The sequence below is a fragment of the Thermostilla marina genome (genome assembly GCF_054657455.1).
The window spans coordinates 2520750-2539640 of the sequence record NZ_BAAHYR010000001.1 but is presented as its reverse complement, the minus strand read 5'-3'; the positions used below and the strand labels follow the sequence as shown (position 1 = coordinate 2539640).

The 18891-nt window shown below is 58.9% G+C and carries 17 protein-coding genes; all 17 read right to left on the bottom strand.

The genetic code is table 11. From position 1 onward, the window contains the following. Positions 1-42: 42 nt before the first annotated feature. Positions 43-1242 carry a type II secretion system F family protein gene (locus ACYQ2I_RS09340; protein WP_460166743.1) on the bottom strand — a complete coding sequence of 400 codons (1200 nt, stop codon included), beginning with the start codon at positions 1240-1242 and terminating at the stop codon, positions 43-45. A 34-nt stretch (positions 1243-1276) separates the two neighbouring features. Continuing rightward, positions 1277-3007, bottom strand: coding sequence for a GspE/PulE family protein (locus ACYQ2I_RS09335; RefSeq protein ID WP_460166742.1), 1731 nt, complete (start codon positions 3005-3007; stop codon positions 1277-1279). A 71-nt stretch (positions 3008-3078) separates the two neighbouring features. Next, a complete protein-coding gene (locus ACYQ2I_RS09330; protein WP_460166741.1) occupies positions 3079-3414 on the bottom strand; it encodes an STAS domain-containing protein in 336 nt (111 codons plus the stop codon). A gap of 273 nt (positions 3415-3687) precedes the next feature. Further along, a complete protein-coding gene (locus ACYQ2I_RS09325) occupies positions 3688-4083 on the bottom strand; it encodes a response regulator (protein WP_460166740.1) in 396 nt (131 codons plus the stop codon). Between the two features lie 88 nt (positions 4084-4171). Beyond that, the gene (locus tag ACYQ2I_RS09320; protein WP_460166739.1) at positions 4172-5653 is read right to left on the bottom strand and encodes a sensor histidine kinase; all 1482 of its coding nucleotides are present in this window, start codon (positions 5651-5653) and stop codon (positions 4172-4174) included. Between the two features lie 215 nt (positions 5654-5868). Beyond that, positions 5869-7122, bottom strand: a complete 1254-nt coding sequence (locus tag ACYQ2I_RS09315) for a tetratricopeptide repeat protein (RefSeq protein ID WP_460166738.1) — start codon at positions 7120-7122, stop codon at positions 5869-5871. A gap of 12 nt (positions 7123-7134) precedes the next feature. After that, the gene (locus tag ACYQ2I_RS09310; protein ID WP_460166737.1) at positions 7135-9369 is read right to left on the bottom strand and encodes a hypothetical protein; all 2235 of its coding nucleotides are present in this window, start codon (positions 9367-9369) and stop codon (positions 7135-7137) included. 100 nt (positions 9370-9469) lie between these two features. After that, positions 9470-10105, bottom strand: a complete 636-nt coding sequence (locus tag ACYQ2I_RS09305; protein ID WP_460166736.1) for a hypothetical protein — start codon at positions 10103-10105, stop codon at positions 9470-9472. Positions 10106-10178: 73 nt separating this feature from the next. Beyond that, complete coding sequence (locus ACYQ2I_RS09300) at positions 10179-10736, bottom strand: hypothetical protein (RefSeq protein WP_460166735.1); 558 nt, start codon at positions 10734-10736, stop codon at positions 10179-10181. A gap of 62 nt (positions 10737-10798) precedes the next feature. After that, a complete protein-coding gene (locus ACYQ2I_RS09295; RefSeq protein WP_460166734.1) occupies positions 10799-11929 on the bottom strand; it encodes a hypothetical protein in 1131 nt (376 codons plus the stop codon). Positions 11930-11968: 39 nt separating this feature from the next. Next, positions 11969-13024, bottom strand: a complete 1056-nt coding sequence (pilM, locus tag ACYQ2I_RS09290; protein ID WP_460166733.1) for a type IV pilus assembly protein PilM — start codon at positions 13022-13024, stop codon at positions 11969-11971. Between the two features lie 114 nt (positions 13025-13138). After that, on the bottom strand, positions 13139-13753 hold the full coding sequence (locus ACYQ2I_RS09285) for a prepilin-type N-terminal cleavage/methylation domain-containing protein (protein WP_460166732.1): 615 nt from the start codon (positions 13751-13753) through the stop codon (positions 13139-13141). A 2-nt stretch (positions 13754-13755) separates the two neighbouring features. Then, positions 13756-13995 carry a hypothetical protein gene (locus tag ACYQ2I_RS09280; RefSeq protein ID WP_460166731.1) on the bottom strand — a complete coding sequence of 80 codons (240 nt, stop codon included), beginning with the start codon at positions 13993-13995 and terminating at the stop codon, positions 13756-13758. 71 nt (positions 13996-14066) lie between these two features. After that, positions 14067-15611 (bottom strand): hypothetical protein, encoded by a 1545-nt coding sequence (locus ACYQ2I_RS09275; RefSeq protein ID WP_460166730.1) that lies wholly within the window; start codon positions 15609-15611, stop codon positions 14067-14069. Positions 15612-15665: 54 nt separating this feature from the next. Continuing rightward, positions 15666-16517, bottom strand: a complete 852-nt coding sequence (locus tag ACYQ2I_RS09270) for a PilW family protein (RefSeq protein ID WP_460166729.1) — start codon at positions 16515-16517, stop codon at positions 15666-15668. A gap of 2 nt (positions 16518-16519) precedes the next feature. Next, the gene (locus tag ACYQ2I_RS09265) at positions 16520-17146 is read right to left on the bottom strand and encodes a type IV pilus modification PilV family protein (RefSeq protein WP_460166728.1); all 627 of its coding nucleotides are present in this window, start codon (positions 17144-17146) and stop codon (positions 16520-16522) included. A 305-nt stretch (positions 17147-17451) separates the two neighbouring features. Next, positions 17452-18810, bottom strand: a complete 1359-nt coding sequence (locus ACYQ2I_RS09260; protein WP_460166727.1) for a 6-phosphofructokinase — start codon at positions 18808-18810, stop codon at positions 17452-17454. Positions 18811-18891 lie beyond the last annotated feature (81 nt).

Here is an 18891-nt window from a genome sequence, read left to right as displayed (position 1 = left end):
GACTCTTTGCACCGAACGTTTTCGAAGCCGGCAACCGCAAACCTACGGATGCCGACTCAACCGGAAGATCGGCAGCATCATCGCCATGCCGATGGAACCGACGACCACGCCCATGAACATGATCATCGCCGGCTCGAGCATCGACGTGACGTTTTTGATCCCGTACTCGATATCGCGGTCATAGAATTCGGCGACCCGCAACAACACCTTTCCAAGCTTCCCGGATTCTTCCCCCGAGGCGATCATCTGTACGAGCAAGTGCGGCACAAGCGGATTGTTCCGCAGGGCATCGCAGATTTGCCTACCGGTCGAGATTTCTTCCTTGACGTTTTGCCATAAGTCGTAGTACAGGACGTTTCCGGCCACGGCCGCACACAAGTCGAGCGATTCCAAGACGGGAACCCCCGCTTCGAGCATCGTTCCGAGCGTTCTCAGACTTCGCGCCATCGCCACTTTGCGTAACAACGGCCCCACGAGGGGGAGCCCCAATTTCAGGCGATCGATCGCCCGTCGCCCCACTTCGGTGCGTCCGACGAAATACCATGTCGCGACGACGGACGCAACGCCGCCGATCCATGCCCACCAATAGCCGGTGGCCAGTTCCGACACGGTCATCATGAACTTCGTGATGCCCGGCAATTCGACGTGCCGGGCCTGAAAGATCGGCATGAACTTGGGCATCACGTATGTGAGCAGAAACACCGTCACGGCAACCGCAAAGCACAACATGACCCCAGGGTAGATCATTGCCCCGCGGATTTTCGCCCGCGACTCCAATTGCGCACGCTGGTATGCGGCGATCGTTTCCAGCATTTCCCCCAGGCTACCGGTCGCCTCACTGGCGCGGACCAACGCGACGTACGTCTCGTCGAAATACTTGGGATGTTTCTTGAGGGCCTTCGAGAAATCCTGGCCGGCTTCCACGTCGGCACTGATCGCTTTGAGAACACGGCGAAGTGTGGGGTTTCGTTCCTGCTCGACGATCGCCCGCAACGCGGACGACAACGCGACGCCCGTATCGACCATCACGGCAAGCTGGTTCGTCAGATAGACGATTTCAGCCCGCGTGACGACTTCGAACAGGGCCACCCCGTCGTCTTCTTCCGCCACCAACTCGAGAACCCGCAATCCTTCGCGCGTGAGGCGTTCCCACGCCTCTTCCCGATCGGCGGCTTCCAGCGTTCCTTCGATGGTTTTTCCGACGGCGTTCTTTGCGCGATAATTGAAAACTTCGACAGCCACGTTCGATCTTCCTCGTCAAAAGCGCCGATACGGATCAGGTCTCGCCGAATCCGGCATCACCGACGACGTGCAGGACCTCCTCGACCGTCGTCAATCCTTCCTGCACCTTCCGAAAACCGTCGATCCGCAGGCTTTGCATTCCGTTCTGTTCAGCCAACCGTCGCAACTGATGCACACTGGGATTCGTAACGATACTGTCGCGAATCTCGTCGGTAATGATCAGCAGTTCGTGAATTCCCAATCGCCCGCGATAACCGGTGTTTCGACACTGTCGGCAGCCGACGCCTTTGTAGAACGTCTCGATCGGACATCCCATCTTTTCCAATGCCCGGCGAAGGCTGCGCGGCGGTTCGTATTCCGCCCGGCATTTCGGGCAAATCCGCCGGACCAAGCGCTGTGCCAACACAGCGTTCAGAGCGGCGGCGATCAAGTACGGCTCGACGCCCATGTTGATCAGTCGCGTCACGGCCGAAGGCGCGTCGTTGGTATGCAACGTGCTGAACACCAAGTGCCCGGTCAACGCCGCTTGAATCGCAGTTCGGGCGGTCTCTTCGTCGCGCACCTCACCGACCATGATGACGTCCGGGTCCTGTCGCAACAGCGTTCGCAAGGCGGTCGAGAACGTGAGTCCGATCTTCTCTTGTACTTGAAACTGGTTCACCAGCGGCAAGTTGTACTCGATCGGATCTTCGACCGTGCAGACGTTGTTTTCCATCGAACTGATGGCGTTCAGGCAGGCGTACAAGGTCGTCGATTTTCCGCTACCGGTCGGCCCCGTAGCCAAGATGATTCCGTTTGGGGCCTGAATGGCTCGGCGCAGCCGGGCGAGAATATCTTCCGCAAACCCCAGCTCTTCGAGATTCAAAGACACGGCTCGCGTGTCGAGCACGCGGATGACGGTCTTCTCGCCGCGCGAACCGGGAAACGTATTCACGCGGAGGTCGATCTTCCGGCCGTCCAGCAAGACGTTCACGCGACCGTCCTGAGGCAATCGCCGCTCGCTGATGTCCATGGACGCCATGATCTTGATGCGGCTGGTCACGGCATTTGCAAGGTGACTGGGCACATCGAGCGCCTTGTGCAACCGACCGTCGACACGGTACCTCACGCGCAGACAGCGTTCGCCCGGCTCGATATGGATGTCGCTGGCCCCCTCTTTGACGGCGTTGTAGATGACGTAATTGACCAGACGAATGACCGGTGACTGTCCGGCGACTTCTTCGATATCGCCGATATCTTCAAGGGCGTCTTCGATCAGCGTGACGTCTGCGCTGTCGGAATCTTCGATGATGTCGTCGATGACGAACACCTTCGAATTCGGCAACGACGAGATCATTCGGCGAATGTCTTTCGCCGTTGCCACGACGACCTGCACCTCCAAGCCGGTCAGCGACCGAATCTCTTCCGCCAGGAACATGTTCGACGGTTCCGCCACGGCAACCGTCAACACGTCGCGGACCTTGAACAGCGGCAAGACGAGATTGTTTTCGATGTACTCGCGCGGTAGTACGTCGATGATCTTCGAATCGTACAGCCGCGCTTCCAGCTTGGCGAAGGGAAATCCGTATTCCGCAGCCAGGCATTCCGAAACCTGCTCCTCGGTGCAGAACCCTTCCTCGATCAGGATTTCACCCAGCAGGCGTTGCCGCTCGCTGGTCTTCTGGATGCGCAGCGCCTCGAGCAAATCCTCTTCGGTCAAGTATCGCCGCTCGACCAGCAGATCGCCGAGTCGTTTCGATGTAGCTGTCGATTCGGGGGTCATCATGGGAAACGCCTCGCCGTCTTCCTTTCCAAGTAAAATCTGCGTTTCCGGCCTGTCGCGGATTGCCCTTGAAGTCACAGGCCCCTGCGAAAGCTACGTACCGCCTCCACGACACCGTCGAACACTTCGAGATACTGGTCCAACCGCGTGATCTCGAATATGCGACGGTTCATCACGTTTGCCGTGGCGACCTTCAAACGCCCTCCTTCGACTTGTAGGCGTTCATCGGTATCCAGCAACTCGGTAAGGGCTTCGCTGTCGATCAACTCGGTTCCGTCTAGGTCCACCACGATGTTCGACAACCCCAGCTTCCCGATGCATTCCCGAAACGCCGGCAACTGGTCTTCGCCGAATTCACTGGGCGTATGAACGACGGCGACATTCCCGAAGATCTCGGTCGGCAGTTTCACGATGTGACTCCTGATCGAATGCCCTGGCGCCTCATATCCCGATGACAACGACGCGAACACTATGCGAACGGTCGATCCACGATCGGGGGGCCGCGCAAGTATAGCTTTCCGCCATAGCACGAATCGGACCGCGGGCCTCAGGCGTCCTATTCCCTGTCTGCGGCGTCTTGGAATATTGCACACAAAATGCACAACCGGCGCATGAAAAAGCCCTGTCCCTTTGCAAGTGCAAGAACAGGGCATTCGTATCGAACGGACGACAGAAAAGGATGCTTACGCCGTGGCCGCCACCGGTCCGATGATTTCCTCGACCAGGCTCAAAATATGTCGCGGACTGAAGGGTTTCGCGACCAATGCACTCACGCCGTACTGTTCTCGCAATTCCGATTCCTCGAGCTCGAATCCCTTGGCGGTGAGCAGAATCGTCGGAACGTCGCGCGTAGAGTCGTGTTCCCGCATTCGCCGAATGAGCCCTAGGCCGTCCAGCCTAGGCATCTGATAGTCGGTCACCACGATCGCAGGCGATTCTCGCTCGATGATCTCCCACCCCTCCTCGCCGTCTCCGGCAGTCAGCACCGTGTAACCGGCACGTTGCAGTTTGAATTGGGCGGCCTTCAGAATCGGCAATTCGTCGTCACAAAGCAGCACCTTCTTCGCCGAGTCGGCCATGGGCAATGAAACCTCCTCTTTATACAGCTCACTTACCGTTCGCCGCCATTTCCCCTTCATCCACTGCAAGAGACGGTCGCTTCACTACTCAGTCGGCCGCTACCGGCTCGTGCTGATTGACCATCGGGATCGTAGCGACGAACACGCTTCCTTTCCCCAGTTCACTTTTCACACTCAACGTTCCACCGTGAACGTCTTCCACAATGTGTTTTGCCAACGGTAGCCCCAATCCGGTCCCCGAGGCCATTTGTGAATCTTTCTTTACGCGGTAGAAACGCTCGAAGACCCGTTTGCAATCTTCTTCGCTCAGCCCGACGCCGGTGTCCTCGACTTCGAAAACGACGGCATCGCCGACCACCCGACTTCGCAATGTCACCTCGCCGCCGGTGGGAGTATATTTCACCGCATTCGACAACAGGTTGATCGCAGCCTGCAACAGCAAATCACGGTCGCCGAGTACGGGCAGGTACAGCGAACTCAATTCCTTATGCATCGTGAGTTGCTTGGCTTCGCCCTGCGGGGCCACGATCCGAAATGCGTCCTCGAGAATCTCATTCAGCGCCCGCGGTTCTTTCTTCACCTTGATGACACCTGCCTCAATCCGGGCCAAATTCAGCAAGTTGTCGATCAGTCGTTGCAAGCGATCGGCCTGGCACTGAATCGTTTCGAGGAACTCTTCGCGGGTTTCTTCGTCCTCGGCGTCGCCGTCTACCAACAACTCGACGTACGCGCGGATTCCCGCCAAGGGAGTTTTCATTTCGTGGCTCACCGCCGACACGAATTCGGCATGTCGCTGTCGCAACTGTTGCAAATCGGTCATGTCACGGATCACGGCCACGAGGAACTGTCGGGGGCCTTCCCCGATCTTGCGGGTAAGCACGCGGAGAGTCTTCGAGTGTTGCGGATCCTCGCCGATCTTCAATTCCCGCACGCGCTCGGCTGTTCGCTTGTGACGCAAATCTTCCAGCAACACGTCCCGCAACTCGGCAAGCTGGATCGCTTCGACGATGGTACGACCGTCTTCTCGGATCACCTCGGGCGAAAGCCCGAACAGCTTGCAGGCGGCAGGATTCGCCGACTCGATCTTTCCGTACGAATCGGCCACGAGAATTGCGTCCGGCATCGCCTCGACAAGCACTCGGTTCAATTCCAACTCTTGCACGATGCGTTGAATTCGCATCTCCGAGGCTACTTGTTGCTGTTCGGTCAGCAAGGTCCGCTCGTGCAAGCTGGAAATGCGTTCCGCGATCTCGGCGACGACGTCGCGCCATTCTCCACCGCCGAAGCGGACACGAATCTGGGCGGGATCCATCTCCCCCCCTTCATCCCGACACAAATCGACGATGGCGCAAAAGGCGTCTTTGGCCTGGCGACGCGACAGGGCGAAGATCACCATGATGGCGAAGGCCCCCATCGCCGCGATTCCCAATGAGATCATCAAGGCCGCAGGGGGCAGCACACCGCCTGCGAACTGGTAACGTAATGCAAGGGCAAACGCGCAACCCAAACCGCCGAGTGTGACCCCGACGGCAGCCAGGTATCCGTTTCTAAAGAAGATTTCCTTCCACATTCCGATCGCGCTCCCGCGATTTGGGATGCTTTACCGGGAATACTTCCGACTCAGCCGGCTGAGTATCCGGAAAGCACCCGAAACTCCCGACGCAACTTCACTGCCGGATGCAATCGACACCGAACCCAACTCTTGCTGCCCCGGTTGCAGTGTCGCAACGCCGAGAAGGATGCGCGAAGGCTGAACTGCCGGATAGCCGCTCGCTTTCGGCGAGGCTACGGCAGGCGATACCTGGCAAAGCGGGGCTCCAACGACGCCGCCAGCCGATAATTCGCCTCGGCTTCACGTTGCTGCCCCAGCTCAGCTTGCACGCACCCCAGCAAAAAATAGGATAGGGGATTGTGCTTGTCCAATGAGATCGCGACGTCCAAGTCGCGTTTTGCCTGAGCTAATCGGCCCGCCCGCCAAAGTGCTAGAGCGCGGGTCTGATAAAAGCGAAGAGAATGATTTTGCGGTACTGTGTCGGAAGACAACACCTGAACGGCTGCTTCGGGGCAGCCTATTTCCATCGCAGTGAGTGCTGCCCGGCAAGCCGTTTCTACCGGGTTTGACGATCGTGCGGCCAATTCGCAAAGCAACAAAACGCCCTCTTGTCGCTCTCCCGCTTGCAACGCTTCGCACGCGGCCGCCAAGAGCTCTCGATCTTCACGGGTGAGCCGCCACGATTCCATCTCCGCATCGGGCAGCTTCACCGTTTGCCGCTCACCTTCCACTGTCGGCTCGATGACGTTTCTCTGTTCAAGATACGAATCCGACTCGTCATCGTGCTTTGCGAGTCCTGTTTCGGACGACAAGCGGTCGTCTCCTTCGGCTCCGCGAACCTCAAATGATGCCGCCCGTTCTCCTTTCACGAGGGCCACAAGTCGTTCGCGATCGGCCAACCGCACGTTCTCCGGCAATTCACGCAACGTGCCGATACGCAATTGCGAGTCGGACGAATCGATCGACCGAGACGTATCGTGCGGGCGGGCGGCTTTACTCGAATGCGCTGCATCTGTACGCACCGCTTCCTTACCTGCTGTAGGCTGAGCCTCCTCATAAGATGTGATGACCACCTCGCCCGGCAGCGGTTCATCGAGCGTCATATCCTTTGCGTCGGGTTGATCCACCAAACCGCCGGACAACGAAGCTTCCCCCCGGTGCATTTCGCTTTCCGACAAATCGGCCAGTTTGCGGGCCAGGGCGAGTACGCGAGAATCATCCGGCGATTGACGCAATGCGACTGCGAGCTTTTCTTCGGCTTGATCGTATCGCCCTGCGCGGTACAGTCGTTCCGCCTCCAGAATCGCGATCGACGCATATTTTCGTTCGAAATCGGCTGCCACCGCCTCTTTCCGAGCAATCCGTCGGGGGGTGACGTCTTCCATCGGCGTCCAACCAGGAATCGAGGCGCAACCGACAACCGACAACACCCCCGCCACCACGACCCCATAGCGGCAAGCAGCTTCTTTGCGGCGACGGTTCTCCATCGACGATCCTCCTCACGGGGTTTCCGTACCGGCGGGCGTTTCAGCGTCTTCCAAGAAGATTTCTTCCGACATCGGCATCAGCGGAGCAGGCATGCCGCCAGCCTGAAGCCGCTGCCAAATCTCGGCCCGGATCGCAATGGCATCCCGACTGGTCGGATCGATATGGACCGCCATTTCGGCCTGCCGCAGCGCGGCGTCGAGGTCGCCCGCCAGCATTGAGTTTTCAGCCTTTCGGGCATACGTCCTGGCCAAAGATCGCTTTCCCAGCGGGCTCATCTTTTCGGCGTACACGTTTTGGCGCCTGTGGAATTCACAAGCGGCTTGTTCCCCTTCGGTACACATTTCGCCGTCAGTAACAATTCGTGGCGTGATCAGCACAATGATCTCTTGCCGTTGGATTGTTTCGGTCCGATTCCGGAACGCCGCACCGACAAACGGGAGATTTCCAAGCAACGGCACCTGGCTTCCGCTCGACTTGAGATCCTCGCGCATCAACCCGCCGATGACGACGGTCTTGCCGTCGGGCACCATGATATTCGTCGTCACTTGCGTCGTCTCTTTGTTCGGAACGGTCATCGAGTTCGTGACTTCGACCGAGCCGGTCGACAACTCCGGATGCACCTCCATGCGAATCAGGCCGTCGGACGACACGAACGGCCGCAGAATCAATTGCGCGCCCACTTTCAAAAACTCGACGCTCTGCGACGAGCTGGTTTCGGTGATGGTCGTGCTGACATAGCCCAATTCCTGGCCGATCAGGATTTCGGCCTTTTGCTTGTTCACAACCATCAGGTGCGGCGAAGCGATCACGTTCGTATCGCCGATCTCTTCCAAGGCTTGGACGAACGTCGAAAAGGTGCTGTCGAGGAAGCCGATCTTCAGCCCCTCGCCGTCGAGTTTGATTTCTCCGACATCGTCTTTGGGAGGCGCCCCCCAACCGAACTTGATGTGGCCTTCGTTTCGGAGCAATTCGAAACTGACGCCGAACTTGTCGGTATCGTCGAGTTTGACCGAGAGGATCATCGCCTCAATGGCGACTTGAGGCGGTCGCCGATCGACTCCCTCGATTACCCGATCGATCTCCTGCAATACGCCTTCGTAATCCTTGACGACGACCACATCGCCGCCGGCATACGCATCACCGCCCGCCTTCTGCGAATCAGGAGCGATACCGACTTCGGCGGGTGAAGAAATAGCCACGACGCCGATCTCCGGCGTCAACAGAGGCGTAATCAGTTCTTTCAGATCGGCCGCGGGAACGTACTTCGTGCGATAGACTCGCGTCCCAACACGGTCGCCCGCCCGTTCCAAGATCTTCAGATCGTCCGGCGTGCCGACGAAAACAAATCGGCCTCGGCGATGCGCCACGTAGCCGGTAGCATCCAATACAGCTTGCAACGCCTCATCCGCGGTAACGTCGGACAACGAAGCAGTAATTTGGCCCGTGACACTCTTGCCTGCGATGATATTGAGTTTTCCGACGCGGCTCAGCGTTTCGAGGGCTTCCCGCACATCCGTATCGCGGAAATTGATGTCCAGTCGTTCATCCTTGCTGAATTGTTCCGTTGACGAGCCGCCTTGTTGGACGGTCACACGAGGCGACGCGGCAGCCGAGGGCGTCGGTGTTGCGTCGGCCGCAGGTTCTTCGGCTTCCGATGCTTCGGGCGGTGCGATCGTTGCCGGATCGATGAGTGTTTCCTCCGTGGCCTCCGTAGGAGCGGTCGCCTCGAGCACACGGATTTCCGCGCCACCTTGCGACCGACCGGAAGCCTGAACCTCTGCCAACACAACCGGGGGCGAATCCGGCAGCGACAAGCCTTGCGCCTTCGCCGCCTCGCTGAGTGCGGCTTGCAAGTCGGCCGTCGAGCCCCCCAAGGCGGGCACAGCCCTACCGAGCAGCTCACCCGCTGCCGCCTTTAGATCCCCCACGACTCCGTCGGGATCATCGTCGCTTGCCGTTGCGACGGCATTTTGCGAGACGTCTCCGGGCAGATCGGCATCCTCGGCACGGCGAACATTTCCCGCGGGAGTGCCGTCGGTGCGAATGAAACTTTCTCGCGGGGCGCCGTCGGGGCCGGGTTCGGCCGGAGTCACCGAGATCCGCGATTGCGGAGCGATCGTTTCGGATGAGGCCGCAACCGTCGGACCGGTATCAACCGCGTCCGTATGTTGCGCAATGAGAACGGCAATGCCCACCCCCAAGGCGAGAAACAGATTCAACCAGAAGATACGAACGATCGCTTTCATGAAGTCATCCGTGACAATGTTTGCGATTCGGCGAGTCGCGTGCCTTCGGCTCCGTCCGGCGTGGAAACGACCGCCGTCCGCACTCCGCGATCATGCAGACTCATTCGTTTTCCGGCACGGCACGCACAACTTCGATGTCGTCTTGCGTCTTCTCACCGGGCAAGGCGACGGAAAATCGCCGCCCGCCGCTTTCAAGCACGACGTGATCGGCATGCACCTCCGCCAGCGTAAACACGCCGACTTTCCCATCAGCCTCGACGCGTATCTCCTGCCCCAATTCGACAAATCTACCCGAAATCACAGCCATGCCGCCTGCTCTGCGCAGCAACACGGCAGTCACCTCCAAGTTCACATCCGCAGGCGACACCACATGCAACGCGCCGCCTGCCTCTGCGTGTGTACCGTCTTCGGCCGCCATCGCTTGCGGCGGCACAAACGGATCGTGCAACAACGGGAAATCGTCACCGGCCCAACCGGCGGGATCCGATCGATTCCAGGCAACCAATCGATCCCAACTCAACGGTTCCTCGGTTCTTCGGGAGCCACTTTCGGGCGAGAGGACCGTCACCCCGGCTCCCGCCACATCTGTCTGGGCATCTTCCCCGAACGAAGGCATCAGCCGCGGCCCCCACACGAGTACGGCAACGACAGCCAAGACGGCGAGCACGAGCACCTCTTTTGGACGCCGCCTCGCCTCACGCTGGAATCTTTTGTACAGTCGCCCTAAATTTCCCATACAACTCGTTCTGCCTTTTTTCGGGAAAGATTTTCCCGCATCAATCCGTATATCGGCAAGCGGAACAACTTGCCTAATCAAAAAATTCCGAACTCTCCCCGTAACCGACAAAGTCGATTTCACACGACACCGGGTCGGCAGGGTCTTCGCATCGCTCCAGAGATACGCGATTTACCCAGACCTCCCAGTCCAGCTTTTCGGCTTGCGCGATGAACCGGAAAATCTCATCGGTGGTTCCCTTCACGGTCATTCGGAGGTGGCTTTCGGCCAACCACCCATGACGTACGGTCTCTTGCGGGGCCATTCGAGTCGGTTGCACACCGGCCGCTGTCGCCAGTGCGGTAAGTTCACCCATGATCTGCGTTAAGTCGTCTCCCCCCAGCTTGCGGCGGTCCCACTCAGCCAAAAAAGCCTCCGTCCGCTGGAGCTGATCCGACACCTCGGGAACGGTTCGAATCGTCTCCTCGGCTACCTGGGTGAGAATCCGTTCTTCTTCCAGGCGACGGTGCAGTCGCTGCGCGTACTTTTCGCCCGACCAAAGTACGCACACGACGGTCGCCAATCCCAACAAGGTCGTCACGACCACCGAATACAACGTTGTCCGTCCCTCGGGCTCTGCCATCGATCGCATTTCGCCTTTCTCAGGCTATTTGATTCCTGACTTGTGAAATCCATCCGGTAACCGGAAATCGACTAGCGCACGTCGGCCGCTCCTCCTCGTCGGCTCAGCGTCTCTTGCTCTCTTCCGACAGAGAGCTGTGGGGCGGCCGGCACAAACACGGGTTGTTCTGCGATCAACCTTTTTCGTTCGACTCCCTGTTCGGGAGTCTCTTCCCGTTGTACGCGAACGAGTAGCCGGTATGACAGCGACGTTCGGAGCCCGAGCACGCGCCGCAAGGGATAACGAATCGAGGCCGATTTGTTCTTCACAGGAAGTCCGAACTCGGCCAGCGGTCGGCTGTCCGCCCTCGGTTCGGAAGCCTCGCGACTCCCGCGGGTAGCGTCCGACAACTCGAACACTTGAACGTGAAGTTTTCCGTCATCCAAATCGGTCGCCGCCTCGATGCACAGTTCAGCGGATTCGGACACGTACGCCCAAATCGCCAGATACGGTTCTCTGGCCTGCGGAGCCGCCGGTCCATTTTTCCGTCCGGCTTCCGGCGCAACGCTCACCGAAAAGGCAAATCGATTCGTCCCGACCTCGGATTCGGAACGGGATTCGAGTAACCGCAGCTCGACATTTTCGAAACACGGGACATCGCGCACGGCCCGCAGACATTCGGTAAGCTGCCGCGTCTGTGACGTTTCGCCCGACACTTGAATCGTGGTTTGCGTGTTTCGCCAGTCCCGCACGAATTTTCCACAAGCCTCTTTTTCTTGGTCCGCGGCATCTTGTTCCCCAAGTAGGGAGGCCGTGAAAGTTTCCTGGGAATCGGCGACGACACTCTCTTCGATCGTTACATCGGTCAACACCAATTCGGGAGGCATCGCGGCAAACAAGCCTTGCAATAGTCGCGACCGCGGCCGACGAGAATGAACCAGAGCGATCACGTCGGCCTTTTCTCGCATTGCCATCAAGCGTTCCCGGGCTTGTATCAACTCGGCGGCACGTGCTTGTGCGGCCTCACGGTGTGCCGTAACCTCGGCTAACTCACCATGGAGCGTGTACGCCCGGCCCCCTTCGACAGCCGCCGTGCCCAAGACTACGGCCAAAACGATCACCGACGAAGCGATGAGCGACCGGCGGCGACGCTTTTGGTTGCGCGCCTGCCTCAGCTCGGCGGGAAGAAAATCGATTTGCCGGATATTCGTAGCTTCCAGCACGGTGTCGGGTGCTCCTATCCGTCGTCTCCCAATTGCGGCTCAATTGACGGCCGATCGCAAGGCCAACCCGGCCGCAACATCCCAAACGGTCGGCTTTCCGATGTACGTGTGACACTCGATGCTCCGAAAGGGGTTTCCCAACTCGGTCGGAACGCCCAAAACCGAACCGATCTTTCCTGCGAGTCGTTCCGACGCTTCCCCACCTCCGACGACCACGCGATCTACAGTCCGCCCACGAAACGTCACACTGTGGTATCGCAGGCACATCGATAACTCGGCGATTAGACGATCCAGCGGTTCACGTACCGCATCCTCAATATTGCGCACGATCTCGGGGTCACGATTCTCACTCCGACGATCGCCGTTGTGGCGCCGTAACAATACGACCGACTCGAGCGACATGCCCAGGCTCTGGGCCACCGCCTCATCGAAGTTCTTTCCTCCGATCGGAACATACTTGATGAAGATCGGCGAATCATGGCGGGCGATCGCCACTACCGTGTTCGACGCGCCGATGTTTACGAACATCATCGTGCGTTGCCGATCGTCTTCCCGCCGGAATTGCTGCGCGTAACAGCGAACCAGTGCCGCTGGTTCCGCGTCGGCCCCGACCAGCCGCAAACCGCATGAATCAGCAATATCCATCAGCTTTTCGACTGCGCGTTTGCGACATGCCATCAGGATCAATTCGCTTCGCAGGGCGTCCCCTTGGCGAACCTGCCCCGCTTCGAAAAAGCGGATCTCGGCCTCCTGCATCGGAACCGGTAACCGTGTTTCGGCTTCCGCATAGACGGTTCGCAACAAGTCGCCTTCGTCCTGACAGGGAACGCGAATATTCTGCACGAACAGATCGCGCGCGTTCAGGCAGAAAACGGCCTGTCGCCCGCGGAAACGGCGCCCCCGTCTAGCTCGCTCGATCGTATCGACAATTGCCTCCTCGTGCGGTAATTCTTTGTCGCGATCACGTTTTGGAAGGTCGGCCGCCGACGTTTCCCACACACGGCGCCCGTCCGCAGTAAGCTGCACGAGCTTCACCGCGCGAGAACCGATGTCGACACCGATCGGCGAACAACGTTGGGGCAGTAACGCGACCATGTCGTGTACCCGTACCAAGCTTCTTGATCCGACGAAGCAAACGCATTCCTGCGTTCGCCGTTCAACCATCCTGCCCCGTTTCACCCCTGTGCAGGGCGTCCTCTTTACTCGCTGTCACGGCAGCGAGGCCGCAGCCGCCGGCGACCCCGGTACTGCGGCGGTCACGTCACCCAACAAGGTTTCCCCCGTGACGGGCATCACAGCGACAGCGATGTAGCGCGTCGCCTGGCCGGTTCCGCATGCCAACCACACGTACACCGGATCCGGATTCTCCGAGTCGCCCAACGTATCGAATTCGAGCGTATAACTCGTCGCCGGAGACGCACTTCCTTCGACGATTCCCGCCAGTCGCACCGGCATTCCCAAGCCGGGAAAATCGTTCAACCGAATGACTTGTCGATTGGCGGTATCTTCGGCCGAGGCAAACGGTGAGGCAGGCAACTGAATGCTTGCGTCCACCGGTTCGATCACGTACCGGTTTCCGGAAACGTCCCAGGTCAATCGAATCTTTGTATTGAGCGTCACCGCCAAGTGACGCGCGTAATCGATGTCGGCCGCCACGCTCCGCCCGGCTGCCTGCAGAGCGGTGGCCTGACTCCCGCTACTTGCGGGCAACACGACCGCTGCAACGATCGCAATGACCATAACGACCACCAGCAGCTCGATCAGCGTGAACGCTGCTCGCACACCGCGGTTGGACGGGGGCGAAGCGCGACTCGATTCTTGCATATTCATTTCTTTTGCCCGAGCTGTTTCCGCAACAGTTCGTTTTGCTCTTGCAACAACTTGTTTTGTTCGGCGACGAGTTGGCGAATCGCCTGAAGCTCCTTGATCATTTCTTGCCGCTGAACGACCGAATTGGCGAACGGCTCGGTCCGGGGCGGTGCCGCATTACCCGCCCGGTAAAAGCCTAGCATTCCCAATGACAAGAGGACGGTCGCTATAATCGCTACGACATGTTCCTTCCGCATGATTCCGTCTCCCGGCCCCCGGGCCTTTTCCTTCGGACTCCTAAAGCGTTACCGGCCGCGCCGGCGCCAATCTATTCGATATCCTCCTGCCAACGAATCACTTTCCACCGCAACGCCGGAGTCGGGTCGATGTCGGTAACGTCGTCGGGATGCGGTACATACACCGGATCGATTGCCCCAATCCAGTGGTGCCGATACGCATCGGAATCGGCTTTGACTTCGATCCAGGGCTTGCACGGCAGACCTCTCGCGTTTGCGCACCACACCGGAAAGTAGGACGTGCCTGCCGTTCCGGCCGTCACTGCCGCGTTGAAGTCGTTGTACAACCTCTTCCAGTCGGAATTCTGATATGAGTCAACCGATTGGATTTCCAGCTTGTCGCTGACGATGTGTCCTTCCAGCGACAGTTCGGCGGGAGCACTTTTCTGTTCAATCCTAAACTCGGAAAAAGCGGCGACGACGCCCTTCATCTGTCGATTCGTTCCCTCGCCGACGACTACCTTGGTCGCGACGACAACCGGCAAGACGACGGGTTTCGTTTCGCCAAGTAGTGTCGGTAGTTCGGCGGGCGTCATGCTCACGTTGTCGCCGTCGACATGCAATTCGTCGCGACACACGATCGTCCCCTGGATCGTTACGTTGTCGCGTATCGTCAGTGTCCCGTCACGATAGTAAATACCGGCCGGATTCGTATCCGGGTCGGGCGCAAGAACGACGTTCGTCAAATCGGCCGCCAAACGAGGCACCGTGTACACCGGTCCTCCGGAATACAACCGATACGTACTTATCGCTCCCGGATGACCGTAATCGGCGCCTTGTGCAAGAAGCCCACGGGTCGAAATCGCGTGCTTCAACCGCGTGCCGATTTCATACATGTAGGCGGAATTCTGATTCGCCCACACCACCGACAGGGACGCCGCAAACGGTCGATAGTCACCGATTCCGTTCTCATACATGCGATAGAGATCGTCGAGGTATCTGCCCCGTGCGTTTGCGTCATTCGGGTAGTCCGGCGACAGCTCGAGCTTGCCCTGGAAAAACGGCTTTGTATCGAAGTGGACGCCCAGATGAACCCTGTTTGAGCGGGTATCCGTTTGCGTAAAGCTCCTCCAGGTCAGGCCGGCCCACTCACTCGGTTCATCGGCCAACTCGCGCGGGATGAGTTCGACCACGGCTTTGGCACGGCGTTTGACCGGCGTGGCATCGTCATCCGAATCAGCGGTCGCCTCGACATCGATCGTGACGCGAATCGCCTTGCGGTCGTATTCGGGATCCCCCACAACAAGCGCATCGTCACCAGCGGTATAGCGGACATCGAAATAGACCCCGTCGGCGACGTTGCGTCGAAATGACGTACCAGTCCCCTCCCAATCCGGTTCGTGCATGCGTGCGAAGGCGGCACGCAATCCGATGTTGGCGGCTTCTGCGGCTTCGTTTCGTAAGTCTCGGTTGCGACTTCCCGCCGTCGATCGGGTTTCGACTCGCACGGCAACATAGGTGACCGACATCGCCAAGGCGAGAATCAGCAAGACCACGACCAACGCGGAACCGCCGCGATCGATCCGCTCGCGAAGCGATCGTGTCATCACCGGCAATCCGAACACCACCCGGATCATTTTCCGTCCCTCGTGCATGTTCACCATGCGGTCAGGTACTCAAACTTCCCAACGTCAGTCCCCTCGATCACTCTCGGCGAGCGGATAATACAGTGCGGCCGAACCGAACACCGTAAGGTGCTCGATTTTGCTCCCCGTATCGGCAGCCAATTGGAATTCCGATTTCACCCACACTTGACGTACTCCGATTTCTGGGGTGAAATTTCCTTGCGGCCAAGGTAGCTCGTTCCACGCCGTGCCGACCTCGTCATCCCACTCGGCATCGTCAGGCGTGACGCGTACGGCAAACCGAACAGCCGGGCGTCGGTGGCCCCCGACCGTCACCCAACGCACGTGGCGACTCAACACGATTTTCTCGACGTTCGGCGAGCTGCGAATCGCGTTGACAACTGCCCGCCAGGCGGTTTGGTCACCGATTGCCGGCGCGTTTGCCGAGCTCCCCGGAAGGCGATACTCGCAAAACAATGTGGGATTTTCAGGATCCGGCGCAAACACAACCAATTCTTTCACGAGCGGTGTTCCTGCCGGATTCGAGGCACCGGTATCCGGCGCCCATACGACCAATGCCACGGGAAATAGATCTTCGGCCACGGATTCGCTGACGACCCATGCGCCGGCATAATTCTCATTTGCCTGGGCATGCTCGACGGTCCGACGAATGCGTTCCACCAAGCGCTGCCCGTCCTCGATCAAGGTTCGCCGGGCAGAAGCCTGACCGTAAACTTCGACGGACGACGATTGCAAGGCGGCCAACGCCGTGACGATCAGCAGCATCAACGAGATCGCAATCAGCAACTCGATCAGCGTTAGGCCCCGGCGTCGAGGGCATGCCGATGCCGTCCCCGACCGAACCGTCCGCTGCGGGATATCGCGAATCTCAGGCGGTCGCCGAACATGCCGCACCATGATCACCAATCCTCACTTGGAATGTGAGAAACGATGTAGCGTTTGCGAGCCAATTCGCGGGTAATACCATCCGGATAGGTCCGCGAAACGACGACTTCGACGGCGCGATAATCGCTTGTTTGCCCGGCCGATAACGGCTCGAAGGTCGTTTCATCCACATAGTAGACGCGACACGAACGCTTCCAACCGTCCAGTGACATCACCGACTGCAGCGAGGCCGGCCGGGTACCACCGGCATCGTTCTCAGTGCCCAGCGGAACCCCGTAAGCGTCTTGCGGCGGAGAAGCTTCCCAACCGTTGAAATCGTCGATATCGTTGTACCGCTCGCGAGTGCCCGTCCCTTTCTCCCACGTGTTGGCCGTCAGCGTGGTACCGTAAGCATCACCGTAAGCCGCATAGATCTTGCCCAAGATTTCGTCCATCAACTGCTGGGCGAGGAGTTCGGCGACAAACCGATCGCGCGTATCATCCGATTGGTATTGCAATGACGCGAGACTCGAAAAGACGGCCGTCGCGGCGATCACGGTCACTGCGATGGCGACGACCGCTTCGATCATCGTAAAGCCGCGTGCGCGGGCACGCCAAACCTGAACACCTGTTCGATCGAGCGGTTTTGTTTCCGCGACCACCTTCACGATCCTCCAATGGAGTCGTACGACGTGCTACTTTTCGCGAGACATAAGAACACCCCTATTGGTACTATAGGTCATCCTGCTCGCGTTGCCTGATCGGCAGCCCGGGAAAGCATTCTCCCTGCCTTCACACCAAGCGACACTACAATCGCGTCAAGCCGCGTAATGCGCATGATCGAACTGCTCAGTCATCGGCTCATTAAATACAGCGCGCAAAAAAATCCCGTCGCCGAGTCGAGGCAACGGGAGCGAATTTCCGAAAGAAAGCGACGTCTGCCCCCGAGCGTCGCCACCCTGAAAAGTCAGTCGACGCGGCTTTCAAGATAGCGGGCCAGTTGATGGAAATCCTCGTTCGGATCGATTAACCGCGCGTACGCCCGCAGCCGGCTCATGTCGATCAAGTTTTCAAACGGCTCGTAAACCAAGCTGAGCTGACCACCGACCGAAACCATCACGCCGTCGAGCTTTTCCTCGACCAAAGCACGGTAGGCCCCGACCCCGAGCTGGCTTCCCAAAATGATGTCGAATGCCGTCGGCTGATGGCAGCGCACCTCGTAGCCGAACTGCAGCGGATTGATCTTGATCCGCTTGTGCCCGCGACGTTCGAGCTCCTGGTTGACCAACTGTGCGATCCGGCCGGTAAATTTGACTTGCGAAATCGGGAAATGCCCGAACGTGTCGGGTTTGAGCTCCTCGAATTGTTCGGTCGGAATACAACGGCGCAATTCTTCGAGCGGAAAGTACTCGCCGAGCCCTTCCGCCATCACGACGACGCCGTGCCGCTTTCCTTCTTTTTCGCGAGCGATGATCGTGTCGGCGATGCGCGATACGAGTTTGTCGAGCTTGATCACCCGGCGCTGGATGACTTCTTCCGTCACGCCGTCGGTCACCAGTTCCCCGGATTTCGGGTCGCGAGTCGGCTCGGTCGTCCACCATTCCTCGGGCACGTCCTCGAGGCTCAACGCCAAGCTGCCGTCGCCGGCAATCGACGCACCGTAGGCCAACCAGCCGGCCTTGCGTCCCATGACCTGCACGAAGAAGTAAGCGCCGGCCGCCTTGCCGTCGAGCATCAGGTTGCGGATCTGGGTGCCGAGCATATCGACGGCAGTGAAGTAGCCGAACGTAAAATCGATTCCCTTATAATCGTTGTCGATCGTCTTCGGCAGATGCACGACTTTGATCCGCTTCGACCCCTCGGGCAAGCGATCTTGGAACAATTTGAACTTCGAGGCGGTGGTGAGCGTGTCGTCACCGCCGATCGAAATCAAGGCATCGACATCGAGTGAACGCAGGGCGTCGTAGACTGTTTTCAGCGGCTTCGTCTTTTCCGGATCGTCGAGGTCTTCGGGGGTTTTCGTCGCCTTACCGGGGTTCGCGCGGGCCGTCCCGATAATGATCCCGGGCGACGTCCGCACAAGCTCCAAGTCGGCATAATGCAATTTCTGGTAGGCAGTTCCCTCTTCCAGCGGCGTGCCGTCGAAGGCCATCAAGTGGGTGTACCCGTGCTTGATCCCCAGGACTTCGATGCCATTGCGGGAAAACGCCGTCGCGGCGCTTCCAATTACGGCATTTGCCGACGGGGCCGGGCCGCCGGAAAACAGAATTGCGACTCGACGAATGTCGGATTCAACCTTGGCCGGACTGGAAAGCGGATTGCTCATGGTCGTGCGTCTCGCTCAGTAAATAAGGCTCAAAGTATCGTTACGCAGTTGTCCCCCGTAGCGAATACGCGACCGAATCCG